At 39.8% G+C, this 19,935-nt stretch carries 14 protein-coding genes, 1 tRNA gene and 1 pseudogene; 6 read left to right on the plus strand and 10 right to left on the minus strand.

Annotation, left to right across the window (positions count from 1 at the left end; translation table 11 throughout):
• Nucleotides 1–8: 8 nt before the first annotated feature.
• Nucleotides 9–2,033: a magnesium chelatase ATPase subunit D gene (bchD, locus tag V7K89_RS21615; RefSeq protein ID WP_335190738.1), complete on the minus strand. Its 2,025-nt coding sequence runs from the start codon at nt 2,031–2,033 to the stop codon at nt 9–11.
• 120 nt (nt 2,034–2,153) lie between these two features.
• Here bchD and V7K89_RS21620 point away from each other — a divergent pair, with 120 nt between their 5' ends.
• The 5 genes from V7K89_RS21620 to rnc all read left to right on the plus strand — a co-directional run bounded on the left by V7K89_RS21620 (nt 2,154) and on the right by rnc (nt 5,578).
• A complete protein-coding gene (locus V7K89_RS21620; protein ID WP_335190740.1) occupies nt 2,154–2,741 on the plus strand; it encodes a Uma2 family endonuclease in 588 nt (195 codons plus the stop codon).
• A gap of 54 nt (nt 2,742–2,795) precedes the next feature.
• Entirely contained in the window at nt 2,796–2,960 is a 165-nt protein-coding gene (locus V7K89_RS21625; protein ID WP_335190742.1) for a hypothetical protein, read from the plus strand.
• 15 nt (nt 2,961–2,975) lie between these two features.
• Nucleotides 2,976–3,407, plus strand: a complete 432-nt coding sequence (locus V7K89_RS21630) for a hypothetical protein (RefSeq protein WP_335190744.1) — start codon at nt 2,976–2,978, stop codon at nt 3,405–3,407.
• 548 nt (nt 3,408–3,955) lie between these two features.
• A complete protein-coding gene (locus V7K89_RS21635) occupies nt 3,956–4,756 on the plus strand; it encodes an NYN domain-containing protein (RefSeq protein ID WP_335190746.1) in 801 nt (266 codons plus the stop codon).
• A 135-nt stretch (nt 4,757–4,891) separates the two neighbouring features.
• On the plus strand, nt 4,892–5,578 hold the full coding sequence (gene rnc / locus V7K89_RS21640) for a ribonuclease III (protein ID WP_335190748.1): 687 nt from the start codon (nt 4,892–4,894) through the stop codon (nt 5,576–5,578).
• Between the two features lie 152 nt (nt 5,579–5,730).
• Here rnc and ftsH2 read toward each other — a convergent pair whose 3' ends face one another.
• The 9 genes and pseudogenes from ftsH2 to V7K89_RS21685 all read right to left on the minus strand — a co-directional run bounded on the left by ftsH2 (nt 5,731) and on the right by V7K89_RS21685 (nt 18,166).
• Nucleotides 5,731–7,617 carry an ATP-dependent zinc metalloprotease FtsH2 gene (gene ftsH2, locus V7K89_RS21645; RefSeq protein WP_335190750.1) on the minus strand — a complete coding sequence of 629 codons (1,887 nt, stop codon included), beginning with the start codon at nt 7,615–7,617 and terminating at the stop codon, nt 5,731–5,733.
• 406 nt (nt 7,618–8,023) lie between these two features.
• Entirely contained in the window at nt 8,024–8,518 is a 495-nt protein-coding gene (locus tag V7K89_RS21650; RefSeq protein WP_335190752.1) for a hypothetical protein, read from the minus strand.
• Nucleotides 8,519–8,865: 347 nt separating this feature from the next.
• A pseudogene (locus tag V7K89_RS21655) lies at nt 8,866–9,786 on the minus strand (IS630 family transposase); the annotation flags it as partial.
• Nucleotides 9,787–10,002: 216 nt separating this feature from the next.
• Complete coding sequence (gene gltX, locus V7K89_RS21660; RefSeq protein WP_335190754.1) at nt 10,003–11,448, minus strand: glutamate--tRNA ligase; 1,446 nt, start codon at nt 11,446–11,448, stop codon at nt 10,003–10,005.
• Nucleotides 11,449–11,574: 126 nt separating this feature from the next.
• Nucleotides 11,575–11,648, minus strand: a tRNA-Asp gene (locus tag V7K89_RS21665).
• A gap of 184 nt (nt 11,649–11,832) precedes the next feature.
• A complete protein-coding gene (locus V7K89_RS21670) occupies nt 11,833–13,356 on the minus strand; it encodes a serine/threonine protein kinase (RefSeq protein ID WP_335190756.1) in 1,524 nt (507 codons plus the stop codon).
• Between the two features lie 101 nt (nt 13,357–13,457).
• Complete coding sequence (locus tag V7K89_RS21675) at nt 13,458–15,080, minus strand: serine/threonine protein kinase (RefSeq protein ID WP_335190758.1); 1,623 nt, start codon at nt 15,078–15,080, stop codon at nt 13,458–13,460.
• A gap of 331 nt (nt 15,081–15,411) precedes the next feature.
• Nucleotides 15,412–16,599 carry an esterase-like activity of phytase family protein gene (locus V7K89_RS21680; RefSeq protein WP_335190760.1) on the minus strand — a complete coding sequence of 396 codons (1,188 nt, stop codon included), beginning with the start codon at nt 16,597–16,599 and terminating at the stop codon, nt 15,412–15,414.
• Between the two features lie 106 nt (nt 16,600–16,705).
• Nucleotides 16,706–18,166 carry a TM0106 family RecB-like putative nuclease gene (locus V7K89_RS21685; protein WP_335190762.1) on the minus strand — a complete coding sequence of 487 codons (1,461 nt, stop codon included), beginning with the start codon at nt 18,164–18,166 and terminating at the stop codon, nt 16,706–16,708.
• A gap of 337 nt (nt 18,167–18,503) precedes the next feature.
• On the opposite strand from V7K89_RS21685, the gene V7K89_RS21690 reads away from it, so the two are divergent.
• The gene (locus tag V7K89_RS21690; protein WP_335190764.1) at nt 18,504–19,697 is read left to right on the plus strand and encodes an aminotransferase class V-fold PLP-dependent enzyme; all 1,194 of its coding nucleotides are present in this window, start codon (nt 18,504–18,506) and stop codon (nt 19,695–19,697) included.
• Nucleotides 19,698–19,935: the final 238 nt, after the last annotated feature.

A 19,935-nucleotide genomic window follows, 5' to 3' on the forward strand; every position in this document is an offset into this window, starting at 1 on the left:
TGACTAAATTATCTAGATTTTAAATCAGCGATCGCACCTTTGGTCATAGCAGCAATAGCTTGGTCTGTCGCTTTCGGCAAATGATAATATTTACCGCCTGCTGTTTGCGATAATTCCTTAGCAAAGCCCGTGGACACAAATTTACTTTCTGTATCAATTACTAATAATTGCATACCCAAAGCCCGGATTCTGGCAGCAATTTCTAATAATTCTCCTTTAATATCTGGCTTTTCTCCTGGTTCTAATTCTTCACCCAAAGAACGCGCTAAGGGAATATTACCTCGCCCATCGGTGATTGCTACAAGGACAACTTGCCCAATATCTCCACTCATCTGAGCATTTAAGCCGACGCGCACAGCTTGGGTTAAACCATGCGCTAAAGGAGAACCGCCACCACAGGGTAACCTTTCCAAACGGTTACGCGCTAAAGCAATAGAACGTGTTGGAGGCAATAATACCTCTGCCTGTTCTCCTCGGAAGGGAATTAATGCTATTTGGTCGCGGTTTTGATAAGCTTCTGTCAACAGTTGCATCACCGCACCTTTAGCCGATTGCATTCGATTCAAGGCCATTGAGCCAGAAGCATCTACCACAAATACTACCAACGCCCCTGCTTTGCGTACCAGGCGTTTCGAGCGAATATCAGGTTGTTCGACAATAACTTTTCTATCTGGGTGTCTTTCTCTTCGTGCTTTTTGATAAGGAGCCGCTGCTCTGAGGGTGGCATCTACTGCAATGCGTCGCGCTTTCCCCTTGGGCAACATTGGCTTAATGTAGCGTCCTCTGTCATCGGAAAAGATGACACTGCGACTACCAGATTTACCTTGCCGCTTTGCCATTTGAGTAAAGTAAAGCACGCTGTCATCAAGAATTACCCCTTCTGGATCAAAGATAAACTCTTCCGGGATGCTGGGGGGTTCTTGCTCTTGATTTTCTTCCTGTTCTTCTTGTTCCTCTTCTGATTCGTCTGGAGGTTCTTCTTGATTCTGTGGTGGAGGTGGAGGCGGAGGTGGTGCTTGTTGTTCTGGTGGTGGTGTCTGCACAATTGTGGCGCGTGGTACAATCACCAATTCCACAGCACGGCGTAAATCTTCGGCGTTAACTGTTGTTCGTCCTTCCAAGGCCGCCGCAGCCTTGGCAACCCGCGTGGCGAATAACTCGGCGCGATGTCCCTGAACTCCGCCGCGAATCGCCTCATCTACCAGATAAACAATTTGCTCATGGGTGATGGTTACTTCTTTCAACCATTCCCGCGCCAAGATGATTTGGGTTTTAAGAGCGTCTAAATCTTCATTGTACTGCTGAAGAAAATCTAGGGGAGATTTAGAATAAGCGATCGCTTGATCGACTGCTGCTACTCTTTGATCTAAGCCGAGTACACCGTCAGCAGAAAGTGCGATCGCAATTCTATCCAGTAAATGCTCCCGTAATCCGCCTTCTTCTGGGTTGTAGGTAGCAATAAATAGAGATTTACACGGATGCTGAAAACTAATTCCTTCCCGTTCAATTTGGTTGCGTCCCTCAGATAATACTGTTAGAAGCTGATTTGATATTTGGTTATCTAATAAATTAATTTCATCTACGTACAGTACACCTCGGTTTGCTGTAGCAAGTAAACCGGGCTGAAAAATAGTATCACCCTGCTTTACCGACTTTTCCACATCCACGGAACCGAGGAGTCGGTCTTCAGTGATACCTAGAGGAATTTGCAAAAAAGGCGCGGGAATGATTTGGACGGGAACATCTTGAATATCTTTGTCTGCGTACTCCGCCAAAAGTTGATCGTCCCATTCTTCTGGGTAGTTGGGGTCACAATTACTGATTGAACCTTTGACAACTTCAATCGGCGGTAGTAGAGCGTGGATAGCACGAGCCATTACAGATTTTGCCGTACCGCGACGACCTGCGATCGCTACTCCTCCCAAACCAGGATCGACTGCCGCTAACAGCAAGGCTAATTTAATTGCTTCTTGACCGACTACGGCTGTCAAGGGAAAAGCAGTGATGGTGGGATTGATAGTAGGCGCAGGCATTGTTTGCTTTCATAGCGAGTCTCGGCCTTTAGCATACCAATTTCTGACACATTTAGAATATAAGTGCGATCGCCTCCAGTGGGCGGTTACACTATCGCATTTCCCTTGGGAGGAAGATTTATGAGTATTGCCCAGGCTAAACGCTTCACACTAGCTGAATACCACAGGCTTGGAGAATTAGGCTTTTTCCATGAAGATGACCATATTGAATTAATCAACGGGGAAATTATTGAAATGGCATCCAAAGGTACAGCCCATGAAACTTGTTTGCGAAACTTGTTGCGCGAACTTCCGAAAATTGTAGGTGATAGGGCAACCTTGCAATCTCAAGCTCCAATTGCTTTGCCACCAAATAGTGAACCTGAACCTGATTTTGCTATTCTTCAAAATCGAGATGATAATTATCTGTCTGGTCATCCTCAACCTGATGATGTGTTATTAGTGATGGAGGTTTCAGATTCTTCTCTGGATTACGACCAAGTTGTGAAAATACCTCTCTATGCTCAAGCAGGTATTACTGATTATTGGATATTTAATTTATTCGATAATTATTTGGAAGCTTACAGTGAAGTATATCAGAATAATCAAGGTAAATATGGTTATTTAAATAAACGAATTATTTTATCGAATCAAGTCATAAATTTTCCTTGCTTTCCGGATTTATCTCTTGATTTAGTGAGAGTGTTTCCACCCAAACTGAATTTTTAAGGTTTATGATAGCAATGAGATAATATTCAGTCATAAAATCAGGGAGTAATTTTTATGGCTTATAGTGATTTTAAACTTATTGAGGTTATTGATTATTTTGGGTTAGTTATCCATGAGTTATCTGGTCTATTTGCAAGTGTGCAGAAGCAAGAAAGTAGTGATTTATTATCTACTATACTTAAAGAAAATGTTGACTTAGCGGTAGCGATAAGTTCATAAAAAGCTCGCAGTGAAATGATAATCAGTCCAATTTTATTAGAAATTAGACGTAAATTTAATTATGAAATCAGCTTTTTCTCTGGAGTGGATTTTACTGTTGATAGCCAACGAGGACTAAACGGTTTTTGTGATTTTATTTTGAGTCTTTCTTCGGAACATTTGCTTGTACGTAGTCCGGTAGTTGTCCTAGTAGAAAGTAAGAATGAGAACTTGAGGTCTGGTTTAGCACAATGTATTGCTGAAATGGTAGCTGCTCAGTTATTTAACGAAAGAGGTGAAAATAATCAAATTAAAGCTATATATGGTGCTGTTACTATCGGTACTATTTGGCAATTTCTCAAACTGGAAGAAAATGTAGTTTCGATTGATTTGAGTGAATATTATATTAAGGATATTAAGAAAATTTTAGGTATTTTATATAGTGCGCTCGCGCAAAACAAACCCTAAATTATTTATTAACTTAAAAATGGTGGTTGTGAAAGAATACCACAGATGATTCTTAAAGTTTATGAATAAAAGGCTATGTTTTATGACAAGCCGCTACACGTCTACGCTTTTACGAAATCTTTATAAGTAACTTTATTGACAATGCGGCATCAGATATGAAATTATGTACTTAAGACAGCAAAATAACCGTACTCTAAAGCGCAGGTTTTTGGTGTTGTCTCAGCAGCAGAATTCCTAGTTCCCTGCCGAGCTTCGTGTCATCCCTTCGGCTGATTATTTGGCCGAATGTCAAGTCAACTGATTGACTAGACTTTCAATAGGAAGACAAGATATTTGGAAGAATATTCAGGGGAAGGGATGACGCGAAACTTGATAGGGAACTGAGAGTTCTACTGCTGAGACTTAAACCAAACGAAAGCGACGGTAGAGAGTTTTATCACAGGGTAGTACTTTTTGGGTATAAATTCCTTGTGTAAAGTTCTGCTACTGCTAGATGTGTAATTTTTTGAAGCTGTCCAGTTCACTCAACAATAACTGGATACATTACAATGACACACGTTGATCAATCTTCCAACAAACAAACCAGCCAGCAAAAAAATTATATCGGTATTTTTGTCGATATTCAGAACGTCTCTTCAATTAAAGGCAAGGGTAATTTTTTGCTGAAATTTGCCCAATCAAAGGGGCGTATAGACTGCAAAAATGTCTACTATAATTCACACTATATCAACCAAGTTTATACCAAAAGCAAGTTAGAAATTATTGGGATGAAGGGTGTTGATGTTCCTGATAATTCAGAGAATAGTGCAGATTATAGATTGATAAATGACTGTATTAATTGGGTTGCTTTTAATCCTTCTGCTAATATGATTATCCTGGTATTAGGAGACTGGGACTATGCTGGCTTAATTTGCATGTTAAAGGCTTTAGGTAAAAAAGTGATAATCTTTGCTCAAAGAGGTAGTGAAAATCCAAAATTGATTAAACTAGTTGGTAATGAGAACTTTTACTTTGTAGATGAATTACCTCAGCTAGTTGGCAATAGTAATAAGACTCAACCTCACAACAAGGCTCTTATGTCTCAGATTAATTGCAAAGAGGCTATAGAGTATCTAATTGAAGCTATTAAAACTGCCTCAAGCCAAGGTAAGCCTACCGTATTTGGTCGCATTGATAGATTGATGCGTCAACGTTGTGCTAATTATCAAGGATACTCATCTATTTATACAGATGATGGCAAGAAATTTAAGAGTTTTAGCCAGTTTATTGATGTTGCTGTAAAGGATGGCAAAGTCCGAAAGCAAAATCAGGAGTTATTTTTAACTGAATTAGATATACTGGCTGCCTAAAATACCTTTGAAAAACCCAGTTGAAAAAACTGGGTTTTCCTAAGACACCGCAATTTGCGGTTTTTTCATGTCTAAAAAAGCAACACTCGTAAAGTTTTCCAACAGTCAATTTTCGCAACAAAACACAAGATAAAAATGCACAAACTTCTTATATTTCATGATGAAAAACTTCTACGCCGTGCGCTTACCCACCGTTCTTATGTCCATGAAAACCCTGGAGAAGGCGAACACAATGAACGCCTAGAGTTTCTTGGTGATGCTTTGCTGAATTTCTTAAGTGGCGAATATCTCTATGGTCGTCATGCTGAAATGGGAGAAGATGAATTAACCCGACGGCGATCGGCGCTGGTAGATGAAAAGCAATTAGCAAAGTTTGCCCAAGAGGTAGGTTTAGACTTTAGGATGCGGTTAGGAAAAGGTGCAATTCGAGATGGAGGCTACCAAAATCCTAATTTGCTCAGTAGCACCTTTGAAGCAGTTCTTGGTGCTTACTATTTGGATAATGAGTCCAATATTGAAACAGTTCGCGCAATTATAGAACCACTATTTGATTCTGTAGATCCTAAGCATATAATTGTACCTCGTTCTAATGTAGACTCAAAAAATCGCTTTCAAGAATGGGTGCAACGCAATGTTACTCCAAATCCCCCCAAATATTTCACAGACCAAATAGGAGGCCCTTCTCATGCACCAGAATTCATCGCCAAAGTATTGGTGGATGAAAAAATTTATGGAGAAGGTAAGGGACGCAATAAAAAAGATGCAGAAAAAGCTGCTGCGGAGGATGCGCTAGCTAAGTTGAAAAAACAAGGTTGGTTGTAGAGTTTATGGGTTTATAAATTTTGAGAATTTTAAAATTAGAATCTTCCTAACACTAAAAAATCGCAAAAAAAATGAGGATGGTATACGCTATCCTCATTTTACTTTTTGTTACTTTATTCTTTTCCTGATGATATCTAGAAAAGAGTCAACTATTACAGTTGCGGTACGTATTGTTGCTTCTCAGGTACTTCAGCGTACTCAGCTACAATCTGGCGGAATTCTTCGCCATCAATGGTTTCCTTTTCGATGAGCAAATCTACTAAGCGATCAGTAACAGTGCGATGGTCACGGATGATCTTCTTAGCATTGTCGTAGCACTGCTCAACAATTTCCCTAACTTGTCCATCAATACGAGAAGCAATGGATTCAGAATACTCAGATCGGGTTGTCCAGTCACGACCCAAGAATACTTCTCCCTGCTGGCTTTCTAACGACAATGGCCCTAAATCGGACATCCCGAAACGAGTCACCATTTGCCGAGCCATTCCTGATAATTGCTGTAAGTCGCCACCAGCGCCAGTTGTGATTTCCGCAGCCCCAAAAATCACCTCTTCAGCAGCACGACCACCCAAAGCACCAGTAATTCTAGCTTTCAACTGGGAACGAGAAATTAATCCTTGTTCTTCGTCGGGCGTAAACCAAGTTAAACCCTGTGCTTGTCCCCGTGGAATTAAGGTAACTTTCTGTACTGGATCGTGGTCTTTTAACAAAGTCCCAATTAAAGCGTGTCCGATTTCATGGTAAGCAATTAAGCGCTTGCTCTTGCTATCTACCAAGGGAGTGCCTTCCATCCCAGCCACTACCCGATCCACTGCATCATCGATTTCGCGGAGGGTGATCGCTTCTTTACGTCTTCTAGCTGTGAGAATTGCTGCTTCGTTAAGTAAGTTGGCTAAGTCAGCACCAGTAAATCCAGGAGTGCGGCGAGCGATCGCATCCAAAGATACACTAGCGTCTAGTTTCTTATTTCGCGCATGGACTTGCAATATTTCCAAACGCCCTTTGATATCGGGTGCATCGACTGTTACTTGGCGGTCAAAGCGACCGGGACGTAATAAGGCTGAGTCTAGTACGTCGGGACGGTTGGTAGCAGCAATAATAATGATACCTGTGTTACCTTCAAACCCATCCATTTCCGTGAGTAATTGGTTGAGGGTTTGCTCTCTCTCGTCGTTACCGCCACCGATACCAGCACCCCGTTGCCGTCCTACAGCGTCAATTTCATCGATAAAGATGATACAGGGGGCGTTATCTTTAGCTTTCTTGAACAAATCACGGACGCGAGATGCACCCACACCGACGAACATTTCCACAAATTCTGAACCAGAAATACTGAAGAAAGGTACGCCTGCTTCACCTGCGATCGCTTTTGCTAATAAAGTTTTACCAGTTCCAGGAGGCCCAACTAACAGCACTCCCTTGGGAATCCGTGCGCCCACAGCCGTAAATCTTTCTGGCTGCTTCAGGAAGGTGACGACTTCTTGTAGTTCTTCCTTAGCTTCTTCGATTCCAGCTACGTCATCAAATTTGACGCCGGTTTTTGCCTCCATTTGGAAACGCGCTTTGGATTTACCGAAGTTCATCGCTTGACCTGGGCCGCCAGGGAGGTTGCTAGAACGCCGGAACAAAAAGAACAGCCCAGTAATCAATAAAACTGGAAAGATGAGATTGCCCAACAATCCCCAAATTGCGCCATCATTCCGCATCGGATGAGCATCAAAACTAATGGCTTTTTCTTTGAGCTTGCTAATTAACTCAGGAGCGTTAACAGGCAAATCCACACGCCACCTTTGGACACGATTTTCAATGTCCGGATCGCGAGCTTCTATAATTGCTGTCCTACCGCCTTCGTAAAGATCCACACTGCTGACGCGATCGCCGTTCAAGTATTCTAGAAAGCGACCATAAGTCATGCGAGTATTGGCTGCATTCTTACTCATGTCAGCAGGAGCGCCTGCAAACGCACCTTGCCAGAAGAAAAAGCCAATTACCAAAGCCGGCAACGTCCAGAGTGCTAGGACTTTCCAAGAGAATTTCATTTTAATTTGCCTCTAGATGCTTATACAACTCGTTAGCTCTAGTAACCTAAGTTCATCACTCCGTCACTTTAAGCTGTTCAACGGATGTTTATAAATCCATTTTGTTTAATTTGATCTCTTATATGCACTGCCATAAGGCAATTAGAGCATTATGGCAATGCCAACAAGAATCTTAATCAAAGTTAACTTAATTTTAATACAATATCGCACGAGAAAAGGGAACGCAACGAGATGCAAAGACAGAGAGAATTTCTCCAGAATGCTCCTGGTATCGTTTAAGCTACTCTCAATGATGGTTGTGGAGACTGGGGACTGTGGACTGGGGACTAGGGAGACAAGGGGGAATTATTGAACAAGCCTCTCCTTTGTCTCCCTTGTCTCTTCTCCATGCCCAATGCCCAATGCCCTACTTTACTTCTGTAATTTTTAGAGTGTAAGGAAGATACTTGGCTTTTTCGTAGGAACCAACCCAAATTTGGTAACTTCCAGGTAGCCATTCACCAACAATGCCAGCATTTTTGCCATCAAAATCGTCATTGCACCAAGTACCACCAGGTCCTTTGATAATCATGGTGGTGTCTTCAGGACTTTGCACTTGTAACTTCAGGTAGTCAAATTTACTTGTTAACGCTAATGTGTGGTCTGGTGTTTCATCAACAAATCCGGTACAAGGGCCAGTGGCTGTTTCGCTTCTGCCACCTACTTGACTCCCAGATATTGAGCCACCACTCATTCCGCGAACTGTCAAAGGATCCGGCGAAAACTGAGGGCCAATGGTGACATCTCCAAATATTGTTGGCGCTTCCTGAGCATCAGTCACAGCATTAACTGTCGATGTGATGAAGAGCGTAACTATCATTAATGATAATCTCATCCCTCTATTGAGCGCTTTTGTTGGCATTATAATTATGTTTGCTTCTAAGTGTTTTTGAAGACATGAATTTTACACACCAAGTTCCCAACATGAGAAGAATTGACTACCTATTTTAGATTTGAAATTGCGGATAATTCATTAGTATTCCTGTTCTGTCACTCTCCGAAAACATTTGCCATTTCTAAATTCTAAAGCTGTTGTATAGCAAGCGTAGGCTAGCAAAAACCGCAGGCATCGCGCGATTCTTTTCTAAGAACAAATACAAGACCCATTTTTTTCTAATAGTATAGCTTGTATTGATTGTCTCATCAGGCTTCTAGCGCTCGTCCTCCTGGAAAGTGACAAAAGAGGGGGTATAGCAGTCGCCAATACGGTTAGGACGCTGTACGAAGAACATCTTCCATAGCATTCCGAAGGCAGTCAAATTGAATTAGCTGTTTACGAATTCGACTTTTCAACCATGACTTTTCCCCACTCAATTTTGTGTTTTGGTCGGGTGAATAGGATGGCAAATATTTTAATTGACAGCCGCCTGCTTCAATTAATTCTTTAATATGTCCACCGCGATGAAATGTAGCATTATCTGCAATCACTATTTGTCCTGATTTTAGCGTTGGTATTAAACAAGTTTTTAGCCAAGTTTCAAATACCGTTCTGTTGCAAGCTCCCTCAACAGTGGAGCAAATAAATTCCCATTGCAATATGCAGCAATCAGATTAACTCAGCCTTTTCTTTTGCCAATGCAAGAGTGCATGGAAACGCTCACCCTTGCCATTCTAACCATAGCCATAATCTTCTCTATTATCCATTCCAGCTTCATCTATATAAACTATTTTCTCTGGTTTATACAATGCTATCTCTTCTCGAAATTCTTGTCATTTAACTTCATCTCGTTCTTGATAATCAGAAGTTTTTTTTTACGAGTAAACCCAATTTTATTTAAGGCTCTTGATATTGTGCGTTAGCGTAGCTCGCCCTACCCTTCGGGAAGCAAGCTACACGTAGCGTCTCGTAGAGAAGGCATCGCTAATTTCTCCCGGCCATAGTTCAGCCATCTCTACTTGAGTTTTATCCCCATTCACCTCGACAAATTTCTCAAATTTTTCCCAGTCAGTAATTTTATGACCATTTCCTGATGGTTGACTTGCTAACGCTTTGTAATCCCCCGTGCTGGCTTTTCTCTGAAGCCAAAGGTTGATTGTATTTCGACTGATTTGAAAAACTTGAGCCGCTTCACTCTTCTTCATCCCGTCTAACTCAATTGCCTGAATTACCTTCTGACGTAAGTCGTAACTCTACGGTTTTGGCATGATCTGTTTTTGTACTAAATATCTAATTAGTATCTAATCTTGCTTTGATCATAGATTGTACTGTTTGTCCTAACCATCTTGGCGGTTGCTATAATTTAGTCAATGAATTTGTTGTTCCCATAGTTGCTTTACCCTATGGATAGGAGCACACGTTTGTGCGCCCCTAAAATCTAAAATATTTCTAAAATCTGAAAGGAATCGCTACCTAACTTCTGTTATAGCTTGAGTCAAGCGGGGCTTATCTAAACCAATCTGATTTAGTAGTAACCAAGATTGGATTAAGTCGGGACCATGGACATCTCCAGTTAAAGCTGCTCGGAGCGATCGCATCACTAAGCCTTTTTTAACTTTTTGCTCTTTCACTACTTGTTTTATAATCTCCTGAGCGGCAGTTTCTGACAGTTGTGGCTGATTTTCTAAAGCTGTGACAATCTCTTCAAGGACAGCAGTAGAACCTTCTTGCTTAAGTTGTGTACTGCCTTCGTCGCTAAATTCAACTGTATCGCTAAAAAATAGTTGGCTTTGAGGTACTGCATCTACCAGACGAGTCAAACTTTGACTAATTAAAGTTACTAGTTGTTCTAACCAAGGGCGTTCTCTTCCACCATCAAATTTATACCCAGTCGCTTGCCAATAGGGGATGAGTAAATCTGTGAGTTTATCTACTGGAGTATTGTGTATATACTGACTGTTTAACCAATCCAGCTTGTCCCAGTCAAACTTTGCACCTGCTTTATTTACACGCTCAAAACCAAATTCTTTAGCTGCTGTTTCTAAAGTAAATATTTCTTGTGTCGAGTCTGGGGGCGACCAACCCAGCAATGTCATGTAATTTACCAAGCCTTCAGCAGTAAAGCCCATTTGCTTGAAGTCAGAAATGGAAGTTACGCCATCTCGCTTAGAAAGCTTGCGCCCTTCCATATTCAAAATCAATGGCGTATGGGCAAACTCTGGAATTTTTGCACCCATTGCTTCATACAGCAGAATTTGCTTGGCGGTGTTGGCGATGTGGTCTTCTCCGCGAATGACATGGGTGATTTGCATATCGATGTCATCCACTACAACGACAAAGTTGTATAAAGGTTGACCGCTACCTTCTTCTGAGGCGCGGGCGATGACCATATCACCACCTAAATCGCTACCTCGCCAAGACATCTTTCCCCTTACTAAATCATTCCAGACAATTTCTTGCCCATCTTCGATTTGGAAGCGAATCACAGAGGAGCGACCTTCTGCTTCAAAAGCGGCGCGTTGTTCTGGGGTGAGGTTGCGATGACGGTTGTCATAGCGAGGTGCTTCACCTCTAGCTTTTTGAGCTTCTCTAAGCGCTTCTAGTTCTTCGGAAGTAGTGTAGCAGCGATAGGCTAATCCTCGATTTAGCAGTTTTTCTACTGCTTCTTTATAAAGATCCAGGCGTTGGGATTGGAAAAATGGCCCTTCATCCCAGTTAAGTCCTAGCCAGCGCAATCCTTCAAGAATATTGTCGGTGTATTCAAGACGCGATCGCTCTAAATCTGTATCTTCTATTCGCAGTATAAACTTCCCGCCGTAGTGACGGGCAAATAACCAGTTGAATACAGCCGTTCTAGCTGTACCAATATGTAAATTTCCGGTTGGACTCGGCGCAATACGGACTCTAACAGTCACAGTTAATTCTCTCTTTTGCAAAGCATGATAAATGTAGCTTATATTTAAACCCTAAATCAGCCTCTTTGGCTAATTCAAAATTAAATATCATCTAAGTTCGATGATATGCTACTTCTAAATTTAGAACGGGACTGACGGGGCTCGAACCCGCAACTTCCGCCGTGACAGGGCGGTGCTCTAACCAATTGAACTACAGTCCCTTGTTTGTCAACTTTGCTATTATCACTATTTTTTTTCTACTTGTCAAGTATTTTGGAGTTAGGAATTAGGGATTGTTTTTGCTCGTAATTTAGTTACAAGTTCTTGTCCTGTTGGTCGCTAGTGTTTTATAGTTAGGAATTAGGAATTGTTTTTGCTATATATCTCCCAGGTGCGAATTATTCGTTAAAAAGACCGTGATAATACAACCTGTGGCTCTGATTCCAGATGCTGCAATATTCGAGATTGCATTTGTTTATACTGCTGTTTCAATAGCTGTTTACTCAATTGAGGTTGAGAAGCGGGTGGTAGACTATGGCTGTGTTGCACCCAAGTTTTCAACATTTGCCGCTGAGTTGACTCAATGCGACTGCTGAGAACCTTGATGCAGGAATGTGGTGCTTCCAAAGTAAAGAAAATCAAAGGATATTGTTCATTTTCAGCAAGGAAATTTACCATCCTCAGATTTTGGGGATTTTGCATATCTAAGTAGCATGGTAGCCACTTAGGAGCAAATTGCCGATTATAGAGTACAGTTACCCACAACAACATTGGGTGAGGGGATGTAATGAAGATAAACTGGTTGTAACAGGTAGAAATCGTATAGTTTTTGATTACTTGTTTAGACAACATTAACCATAGTGCTGTTATAGAACCTTGTGGAGTGTCTAGAAGCTGGGGAAAAACAATTTCTTGAATTGGTTTATTTTGAGGCCACAAAAGTTGCCGATAGCTTTGTTCTAGTGTGATTGGTAATGCAGAATTTAAGGGACTACCAAGGATGGAGTTAAAGGCATTTGTAGGTGGAATCGGACAATTAGACTGTTCTAGGCTGTTTAAAAATTGTAAAATTTCAGCGATATTTTGAGGGCGATCGCTTGCTTTTTTAGCCAGACAAGCCATAATTAAATTATTTAGCTTGTGAGGTATTTTAAGAGTAGGTTTAACATCTGCGATCGTTTTTGGTGTTTCAAAGTGATGTGCTTTATACCAAGCACCAAAGTAATCAGTTTCTGGTTGCCAAGGTTTTTTGCCTGTGAGCATCTCAAACATCATCACACCCAGGCTATAAATATCAGAGCGACTATCTAGTTTTTCGCCATCTAGCTGTTCTGGAGAACAGTAGGGTAAAGTGCCATTAAATCCGCTACTTGTACTAGCTGTTGATGCATAATTCAAAAATCTAGCAATACCAAAATCAAGAATTTTAACTAACTGGCCCAACATCGGATCGGGAATAACTAATATATTGGCAGGCTTAATATCTCGATGAATCAACGGACAAATTTTGCCATCAATGTTAATACCTTGATGAGCACACTGTAAGCCCAAACAAATTTGGCGAGAGAGAGTCAAAAATATGGGCAGAGGTAGCGGAATTAAATCCTTTAAATTCTTGCCACATAGATATTCCATGACGTAGTATGGTTTTCCTTTCTCATTCACACCATAATCATACGCCCGCACTATATGTATGCTTTTTTGACTCAAGGCTGCACTCATTAAAGCTTCACGAGCAAAGTCTTGTTGCATCTTGGTATTAACAACAGTTTGAGTCAAAAACTTGATAGCAACTGGTATACCTCCTAACAAAACATCATTTGCTAAAAAAACTTCACCCATGCCACCGCTGCCAATTAATTGCTTGAGTTGATAACGATTGGCAAGCAAGCCCGTATTACTTGGAGATGTAAATGGGCTTTGATTCACTTTGTTCTTCTCTGATACTGAGTCCATTTAAAGTTAGGAATAAATATATAAAAATATTATTAGGTAATAGTGGTAAGCATTTTGATTTGAATAACAGACTTTCAACGACGTAATAGCAGTTTTAAAAATATTTCCAAGAATTTAGTCATCCAATTTTTTAAACCGTCTGTCTCAGATTTTTGATGTGTAGCTAAGTTTCGTAATATGTCTAACTTCAGCTTTTCATACTCTATTTTTAGAATATTTTTGGCTTGACTAGGCAAAATTAATTCATTTGAATTTTGACTTATATCTAACCAATCTACAAGTTGTTGACGCTGTTGAGCTGTAAGATTTAAAGTTGTTACATGAGAGCAATGAGTTGGATCTTCTAAGGGGAAAAATAGTAAATGATAGTAACCTATTTCTGCTAAACTACGCGCTATTTTTTGCCCATTATTATCTTTTAGATCCAGAAAATAAGGTAACCACTTAGTCGTAGAAGGTTGGACGTCATATAATACTGTTACCCACAGTAGCATCGGGTATACATTCATTTTAGTAATAAATTCAGTACCATGTATTTTATCCAAAAATTTTACAATTTCTTGTTTAGGCAACATTGCCCAAAAAGTTGGTATAGGTCTTTGAAGAGTCTGTAGTAAATAGGGAAACCCAATTAGCGCAATTGGTTTATTTTTAGGCCAATTTTTCTGCAAACACTCTTTTTCTGATAATAAAGTTGCAGGCACTAATTGAACTGGGAGTGAGACTTTAATAATATCATTGCTATTGCTAGGAATAACATCATTAACTTGAGCGTTAACTTGTTCTAAATCTTCTAATATTTGGTTTATGTTCTGAGGGCGATCGCTTACTTCTTTAGCTAAACAACTCATTAATATTTTTTGTAATATTTCTGGTATTTTAACTTGCGGATTTACTTCTTCAACTGTAGGTGGCATTTGAAAGCGATGGGCTTGATACCAAGTACCAAAAGAGTTACTTTTTGTTTGAAATGGATGTTTCCCTGTCAGCATCTCAAACATTAGTACTCCCAAACTATAAATATCAGACCGGACATCTAGCAGTTTACGCCCTTCCATGTGTTCTGGAGAACAGTAAGGCAAACTGCCAATAAAAGAATCTGTTAGGGTCATCCCACTTCGCTCTGTTAAAAACTTGGCAATACCAAAATCTAGTATTTTAACAATTTCACCTTTTTTACTATCTTCAGCAATAAATATATTTTCTGGTTTAATATCTCTATGAACGATAGGATAAATCTCTCCTTTGAGGCTGATACCTTGGTGGGCACATTGTAAGCCTAAACAAATTTGATTAGAAATTTCTAAAAACTTCGATATCGTTAAAGGCTGAATTTTCAGAATTTGTTTGAGATTTTTTCCTTTGAGGCATTCCATTACATAAAATGGAGTTTTATCCTCAGTAACTCCATAACTTAAAATGCGAACAATATGTTTACTTTTGCGACCCAATTGAGCACCAATAAAAATCTCTCTGGCAAAACGTTGGCACATTTGTTGGTTTGACAAACTAAGTGATAAGATTTTGATTGCGATCGGCATACTGCCTTTAGCAGTATCTTCCGCTAGATAAACTCTACCCATCCCCCCTTTGCCAATTAAATCTCTGATTAAATAGCGATTGTTTAAAAATTGTCCAATGTAATCGTCTAATTCTGTCTTTTGCCCTACCATACTCTCCATTTTATTTTCTGGCATAAAAATCATTTATAAAAAATATTATTGTCAAAATACTTTAATCAATTCTGGTTAATTATTAAATTTAAATCTAAAAAATATCCGGATTTTGAGAAAACTAATTAATTATATGCTGTAAATTATAGTTAAGCTCTCTACAAAAGCTCCTAAACATTATGTAACATATTTATTAATAAGTACGGTTGAGAAATTACACGTAAACTATAAATAAGCTAGATAAAGTTACTTAGTAAATTCCGTGAATACACAGGAATAATCAGAAATAACTAAATAGCAGTCAAACCGCGATATCTACGACAGGCTACGCCTACGCACTTTTATCTCTATACGGTTAAAGGTTAATATTCGGGAGTAAACGGCGTAGTAATCTAATTAGTGGAGTTTCAATTTTAATTTTAAAGGCTAGTATCTGGGTGCGTTGTAGGGAGTTAAAATTATTATCACTGATGAGAATTAATGATTGTTGACCATCCGGCAGTTTTGGGCCAAAAGTTAAGCCTTCAATGTTGTCTAGCAGTACATCTAGTTTTCTCAAATCTAATAGCAGTTTTTTCTTAACTGGTTTTATATTTTTGGAGTCAACTGCTAAAAGGCTATCAATATTATGAATATCATCTGCTCCTTCTAAAGAAACCTGAAACAGGGAAATAGCAAATCCTAAACCAGTAAAAGACCTTTCTAAACTTAAGAAGTGTCCCTGATTATCGAGAGCAAGTAAATCGGGTAATCCACTAGCGAATTTGCCAATTAGATTCAAAAATGGTGTAACTGGTTCAGTTTCGTAAAGAAATTCCTTTTCTGGCTGATTGTTGAGCAAGTTGTATTGCAAAATACGGCAAGGACTACTGATATTAGGTTTAGCTGCGACACCATCTTGAATTAGAGCATTTTCGGTGGCTGTAAATAGATACTTGTTATCAGGTGTGATGGTGAGGCTTTCAAAAGCCAAATTATTGCGGATACCTTTTTGATTAGTTTTATCTGGTAAAAATTTGTTTGGGATGGAAAGTGTGGAAATTTCTTTGCCAGAAGATAGTGAGAACTCTTTAATAAAAGGATTAATTAATTTTGTACGGTCGCCTTCAGAAGAAATAAATACAGTTAGTTTATTAGTTAATACAATACCTTCTGTATCAGTTTCACCAGGGCGAAATATTTGATCATTTTCATTTAATAATGTGGTAACACTGACTGTAATAATTCCATCTTTTTTTAGTAAACCTTTGCTTAAGTCGATTTTCAAGGTGTAGAAACGAACCGCAGCTTTTTGACCACGATCGTCGGAAATAGCGTAATAAAGGTTACTTTTGGGATTATATGTAATTCCAGATAAACCTCCAACTTCAGTTTTTTGAAAAATTAAACCTTTTGGGAGAGTGGCTTCCCCAATAAATTTTATACTATTGATTTCAACACTGTTTGAAGGAAAGTTTGTAAATAGAAGGCTAATAATTATAATTGGAATCAAAAAGTAAATAATTCGTGGAAATACAAAGATTTTTTTAATAATTATATGCATAGGTTTATATCAATTTAATATTTGTAGAGATAGACATTTAGACATCCCTACAAATCATATCAATGTAAATATTTAATTGGAAAACCTTTAAAAAATAATAAATTTCTTAAGCTAATCGTAAATCATATTCATTTTGGAAAAAGTTGACAAGCCAATCTTTGACTTTATAAGTGGCGCGGCAGTCATCTTCGTTGTAGCGTTGGATAATTTCTAGTAAGGTGCGATCGCCTGTTTCTAACCATTGATCGTACCAGTAAATACACTTAGCACCACTGGCTTCTTGATCGCGCCACTCAAATCCTATCCAACGAGCGATCGCTTTCAAGGCATAGCTTTCTACGGGCAATGCTACACTTTGGGTTAATTGCTCATACACATCTACAAATCGATTCAGTACAGGACGTACTAAGGAATGTGGAGTGCCGTAAAGTTTTGCCAACCGTTTGACTGTATCAAACTCGTAGACACAAAAATGATAAATTGGCGCTTCGGGATATTGCCAAACCAAATCCAAAAATTGTTGCCAAACTAATTCTTCGTCTTCTGGTTTGTCTGCTAAAAAAGAATAAAATTGTTCTGTATTATTTTGTCTATTAACAACCAAAACTCCTAAGAGATAATCTAAATCTAAATCTGGCTGGGCTTCAATATCAAAATAAAGCTCTATGGGCGCTGTGAATGTAATATCTTCTGTTGGTAGCGGGTAGGGTAGAATAAACGGTCGTTTTTCTAGTGCAGATTGAGCTTGCACTACCAATTTGGGCGCTACTTGGCTGTCAAAACCAAGTAGGTTTTCTAAACTGCTGGGACTGGTGTTAGCAAGAGATTCTAGTGTGGTAATGTTTAAGGCTTGGAGTTGAGTGTAGCGAAGGGGTGTTACACCTGGTAGCAGTGAGAGATGTTTTTCAGATTGAGCGATCGCATAACATTCACTATACCAATGGCAAAAATTGCACTTTTGGCGAGAGATAAATACCTCTGGCGGATTTGGTAACTCTAAAACTTGAATAAACTCATCCAAAATCTGCTGCATTCGTGGTGTCCATTTGCTCAGATCCACTGCATAATTTGTATTTTTGGTTCGCAATATCAGCAAAGCTGTTTCAGGTGCAACTCCCTGCACTGTTGTCAACACTTGAGCATGAAATGCAGCGACAACTTGATATTCTTGCTTAGGGCGCTTACCCAGTTCAATACTAGCCGGAACGTAGCTCCAATCTCCAAAATGGGATTGTCCTGGTTGTTTGACGAGTAAATCTGGACGACTTAGCAGGGTGTCTGCTTCAGAATAATTTGCTAACAGTACTCCTTTGTAGATGTACTCAACCCCACGCTGCATCAATTCTAAAGTTGCTTTCTCTCCCTTTTCCCAGTTTCCATAAGGATAATCTGGTTGATGATAAGTCATCTGTGCTATAACACTCAACTGATGAGCGATTTTGTCCTGTTGCAGTTTCCGTAGCAACTCATTGGGGGCATCGCGCTGACTTTTGTCACCGTGGATATCTAGAAAAGGTCGGCGTTTACAGCGTTGGTATTGCAGTAGGAGTTCAGCATTGATTAGCATCCTTTTAAGTTAACAAGAATTACGGGACTCTGGGAGTAATTCAGACAACTACAACTAATAATGAAGTGGGAGAATGAAACAGATCAAGGAGATGGGGGAGCAGAGGTCAGTAGCTATAATTTAGCGAATTGGTATAAATGGGACTTGTTAATCGAGCTATGAACTTCGTTAATCAGGTTTTAATACTCGTTCACGAGTCTCGGAGCTTCGTCGATGAGTCTTTGGACTCCATTAATGAATCTCTGATACTCATCAACTAGGTTTAAAACTTCACTCTTTCCTCCTGCGCCATGCCCAATACCAATGACTAATGACTAATCACTAATCTAAAATCGGTATGATCAATACTTCTATCGCACAAACCAGGTTGCATAGCCATCGAGAGCAATTTCCCGCTTTGGGGAATAAGGCTTATTTTAACTATGGGGGACAAGGGCCAATGCCCCAAAGGGCAATGGATGCGATCGCCCAAACTCAAGCTTATGTTCAGCAAATAGGCCCCTTTGGTAATGAGGCGTATCGCTGGATAGCACCTCAGACTCAAGCCGCAAGAGAAGCGATCGCTTCGGAGTTATATGCACCAAGCCAAACAATTACCCTCACGCAGAATGTCACTGTTGGCTGTAATATCGCCATATGGGGTATTGAGTGGCGTGCTGGCGACCATCTGCTGCTCTCAGACTGCGAACACCCAGGTGTAATTGCTACAACTCAGGAAATCTCGCGGAGATTCGCGGTGGAAGTTACTACCTGTCCTCTTAAGACAACTTTAAATGAGGGCGACCCTGTAACCATCATTGCTCAGCATTTGCGCCCCAATACCCGTCTTGTAATATTGAGTCATGTTTTCTGGAATACCGGTCAAGTTTTACCTCTTGACAAAATTGCCGAAGTATGCCAAGATAATAATTCTTTTTTACTGATAGATGCTGCCCAATCTGCTGGTTTATTACCTTTAAACTTAACTGAATTGGGAGTAGATTTTTATGCTTTCACTGGTCACAAATGGTTATGTGGCCCTGCGGGTGCTGGTGGCTTGTATGTCCGACCAGAAGCACGAGAAAGCCTGAAACCTACGTTTATTGGCTTGAATGGCGTTGTTGTGGATAGTCAATCTCAGCCTGTGGATTGGCTTCCAGATGGGCGACGATACGAAGTGTCTACATTAGCTTATCCGTTGTATGTTGGGTTAAAGGAAGCGATCGCAATTCATCAGCAATGGGGAACGTCACAGGAACGTTACGAGCAAATTTGCCATAATAGTGAGAACCTTTGGCGACAATTGATAGCGTTATCCGATATTAAATGTTTGCGAACTTCCCCACCCGAAAGCGGTATAGTCTCCTTCCAACTTGCAAATAATCAGCCTCAAGCTCATTTGAAGTTGGTACAATTTTTAGACTCACAAAGGATATTAACTCGGACAATTGCCGATCCTAGCTGTATACGCACTAGCGTGCATTACTTTACTTCAGAATCAGAAATCGACCTATTGGTTGAGACGATTCAAAATTTTTGCAAAATTAATTAAAAGTTAGGAATTGTAAGTTATCAGTATGGGAATTTTGACTATGTTGAATATCTAATGTCCGATGACCAATAGCCAAAAAAAAGCCCCTAATAAGCTAGGGGTTTTTTTGATTATAAAATACCACATTGACAAAATAGCAGTCTATCTAATACCAATTCTCTAAAATTGGACTACAGATGAGAGAATAAGAATAAACCAGATGAAGGATGAACAATGTCAGGGATATATCAGCTAGAAA

The sequence above is a fragment of the Nostoc sp. genome (assembly GCF_036917515.1).
GTDB lineage: Bacteria > Cyanobacteriota > Cyanobacteriia > Cyanobacteriales > Nostocaceae > Nostoc.

Coding starts and splice junctions, on each gene's coding strand:
- bchD (WP_335190738.1), bottom strand. CDS start 2,033: ATGCCTGCGCCTACTATCAATCCCACCATCACTGCTTTTCCCTTGACA.
- V7K89_RS21620 (WP_335190740.1), top strand. CDS start 2,154: ATGAGTATTGCCCAGGCTAAACGCTTCACACTAGCTGAATACCACAGG.
- V7K89_RS21625 (WP_335190742.1), top strand. CDS start 2,796: ATGGCTTATAGTGATTTTAAACTTATTGAGGTTATTGATTATTTTGGG.
- V7K89_RS21630 (WP_335190744.1), top strand. CDS start 2,976: ATGATAATCAGTCCAATTTTATTAGAAATTAGACGTAAATTTAATTAT.
- V7K89_RS21635 (WP_335190746.1), top strand. CDS start 3,956: ATGACACACGTTGATCAATCTTCCAACAAACAAACCAGCCAGCAAAAA.
- rnc (WP_335190748.1), top strand. CDS start 4,892: ATGCACAAACTTCTTATATTTCATGATGAAAAACTTCTACGCCGTGCG.
- ftsH2 (WP_335190750.1), bottom strand. CDS start 7,617: ATGAAATTCTCTTGGAAAGTCCTAGCACTCTGGACGTTGCCGGCTTTG.
- V7K89_RS21650 (WP_335190752.1), bottom strand. CDS start 8,518: ATGCCAACAAAAGCGCTCAATAGAGGGATGAGATTATCATTAATGATA.
- V7K89_RS21675 (WP_335190758.1), bottom strand. CDS start 15,080: ATGCCAGAAAATAAAATGGAGAGTATGGTAGGGCAAAAGACAGAATTA.
- V7K89_RS21680 (WP_335190760.1), bottom strand. CDS start 16,599: ATGCATATAATTATTAAAAAAATCTTTGTATTTCCACGAATTATTTAC.
- V7K89_RS21685 (WP_335190762.1), bottom strand. CDS start 18,166: ATGCTAATCAATGCTGAACTCCTACTGCAATACCAACGCTGTAAACGC.
- V7K89_RS21690 (WP_335190764.1), top strand. CDS start 18,504: ATGATCAATACTTCTATCGCACAAACCAGGTTGCATAGCCATCGAGAG.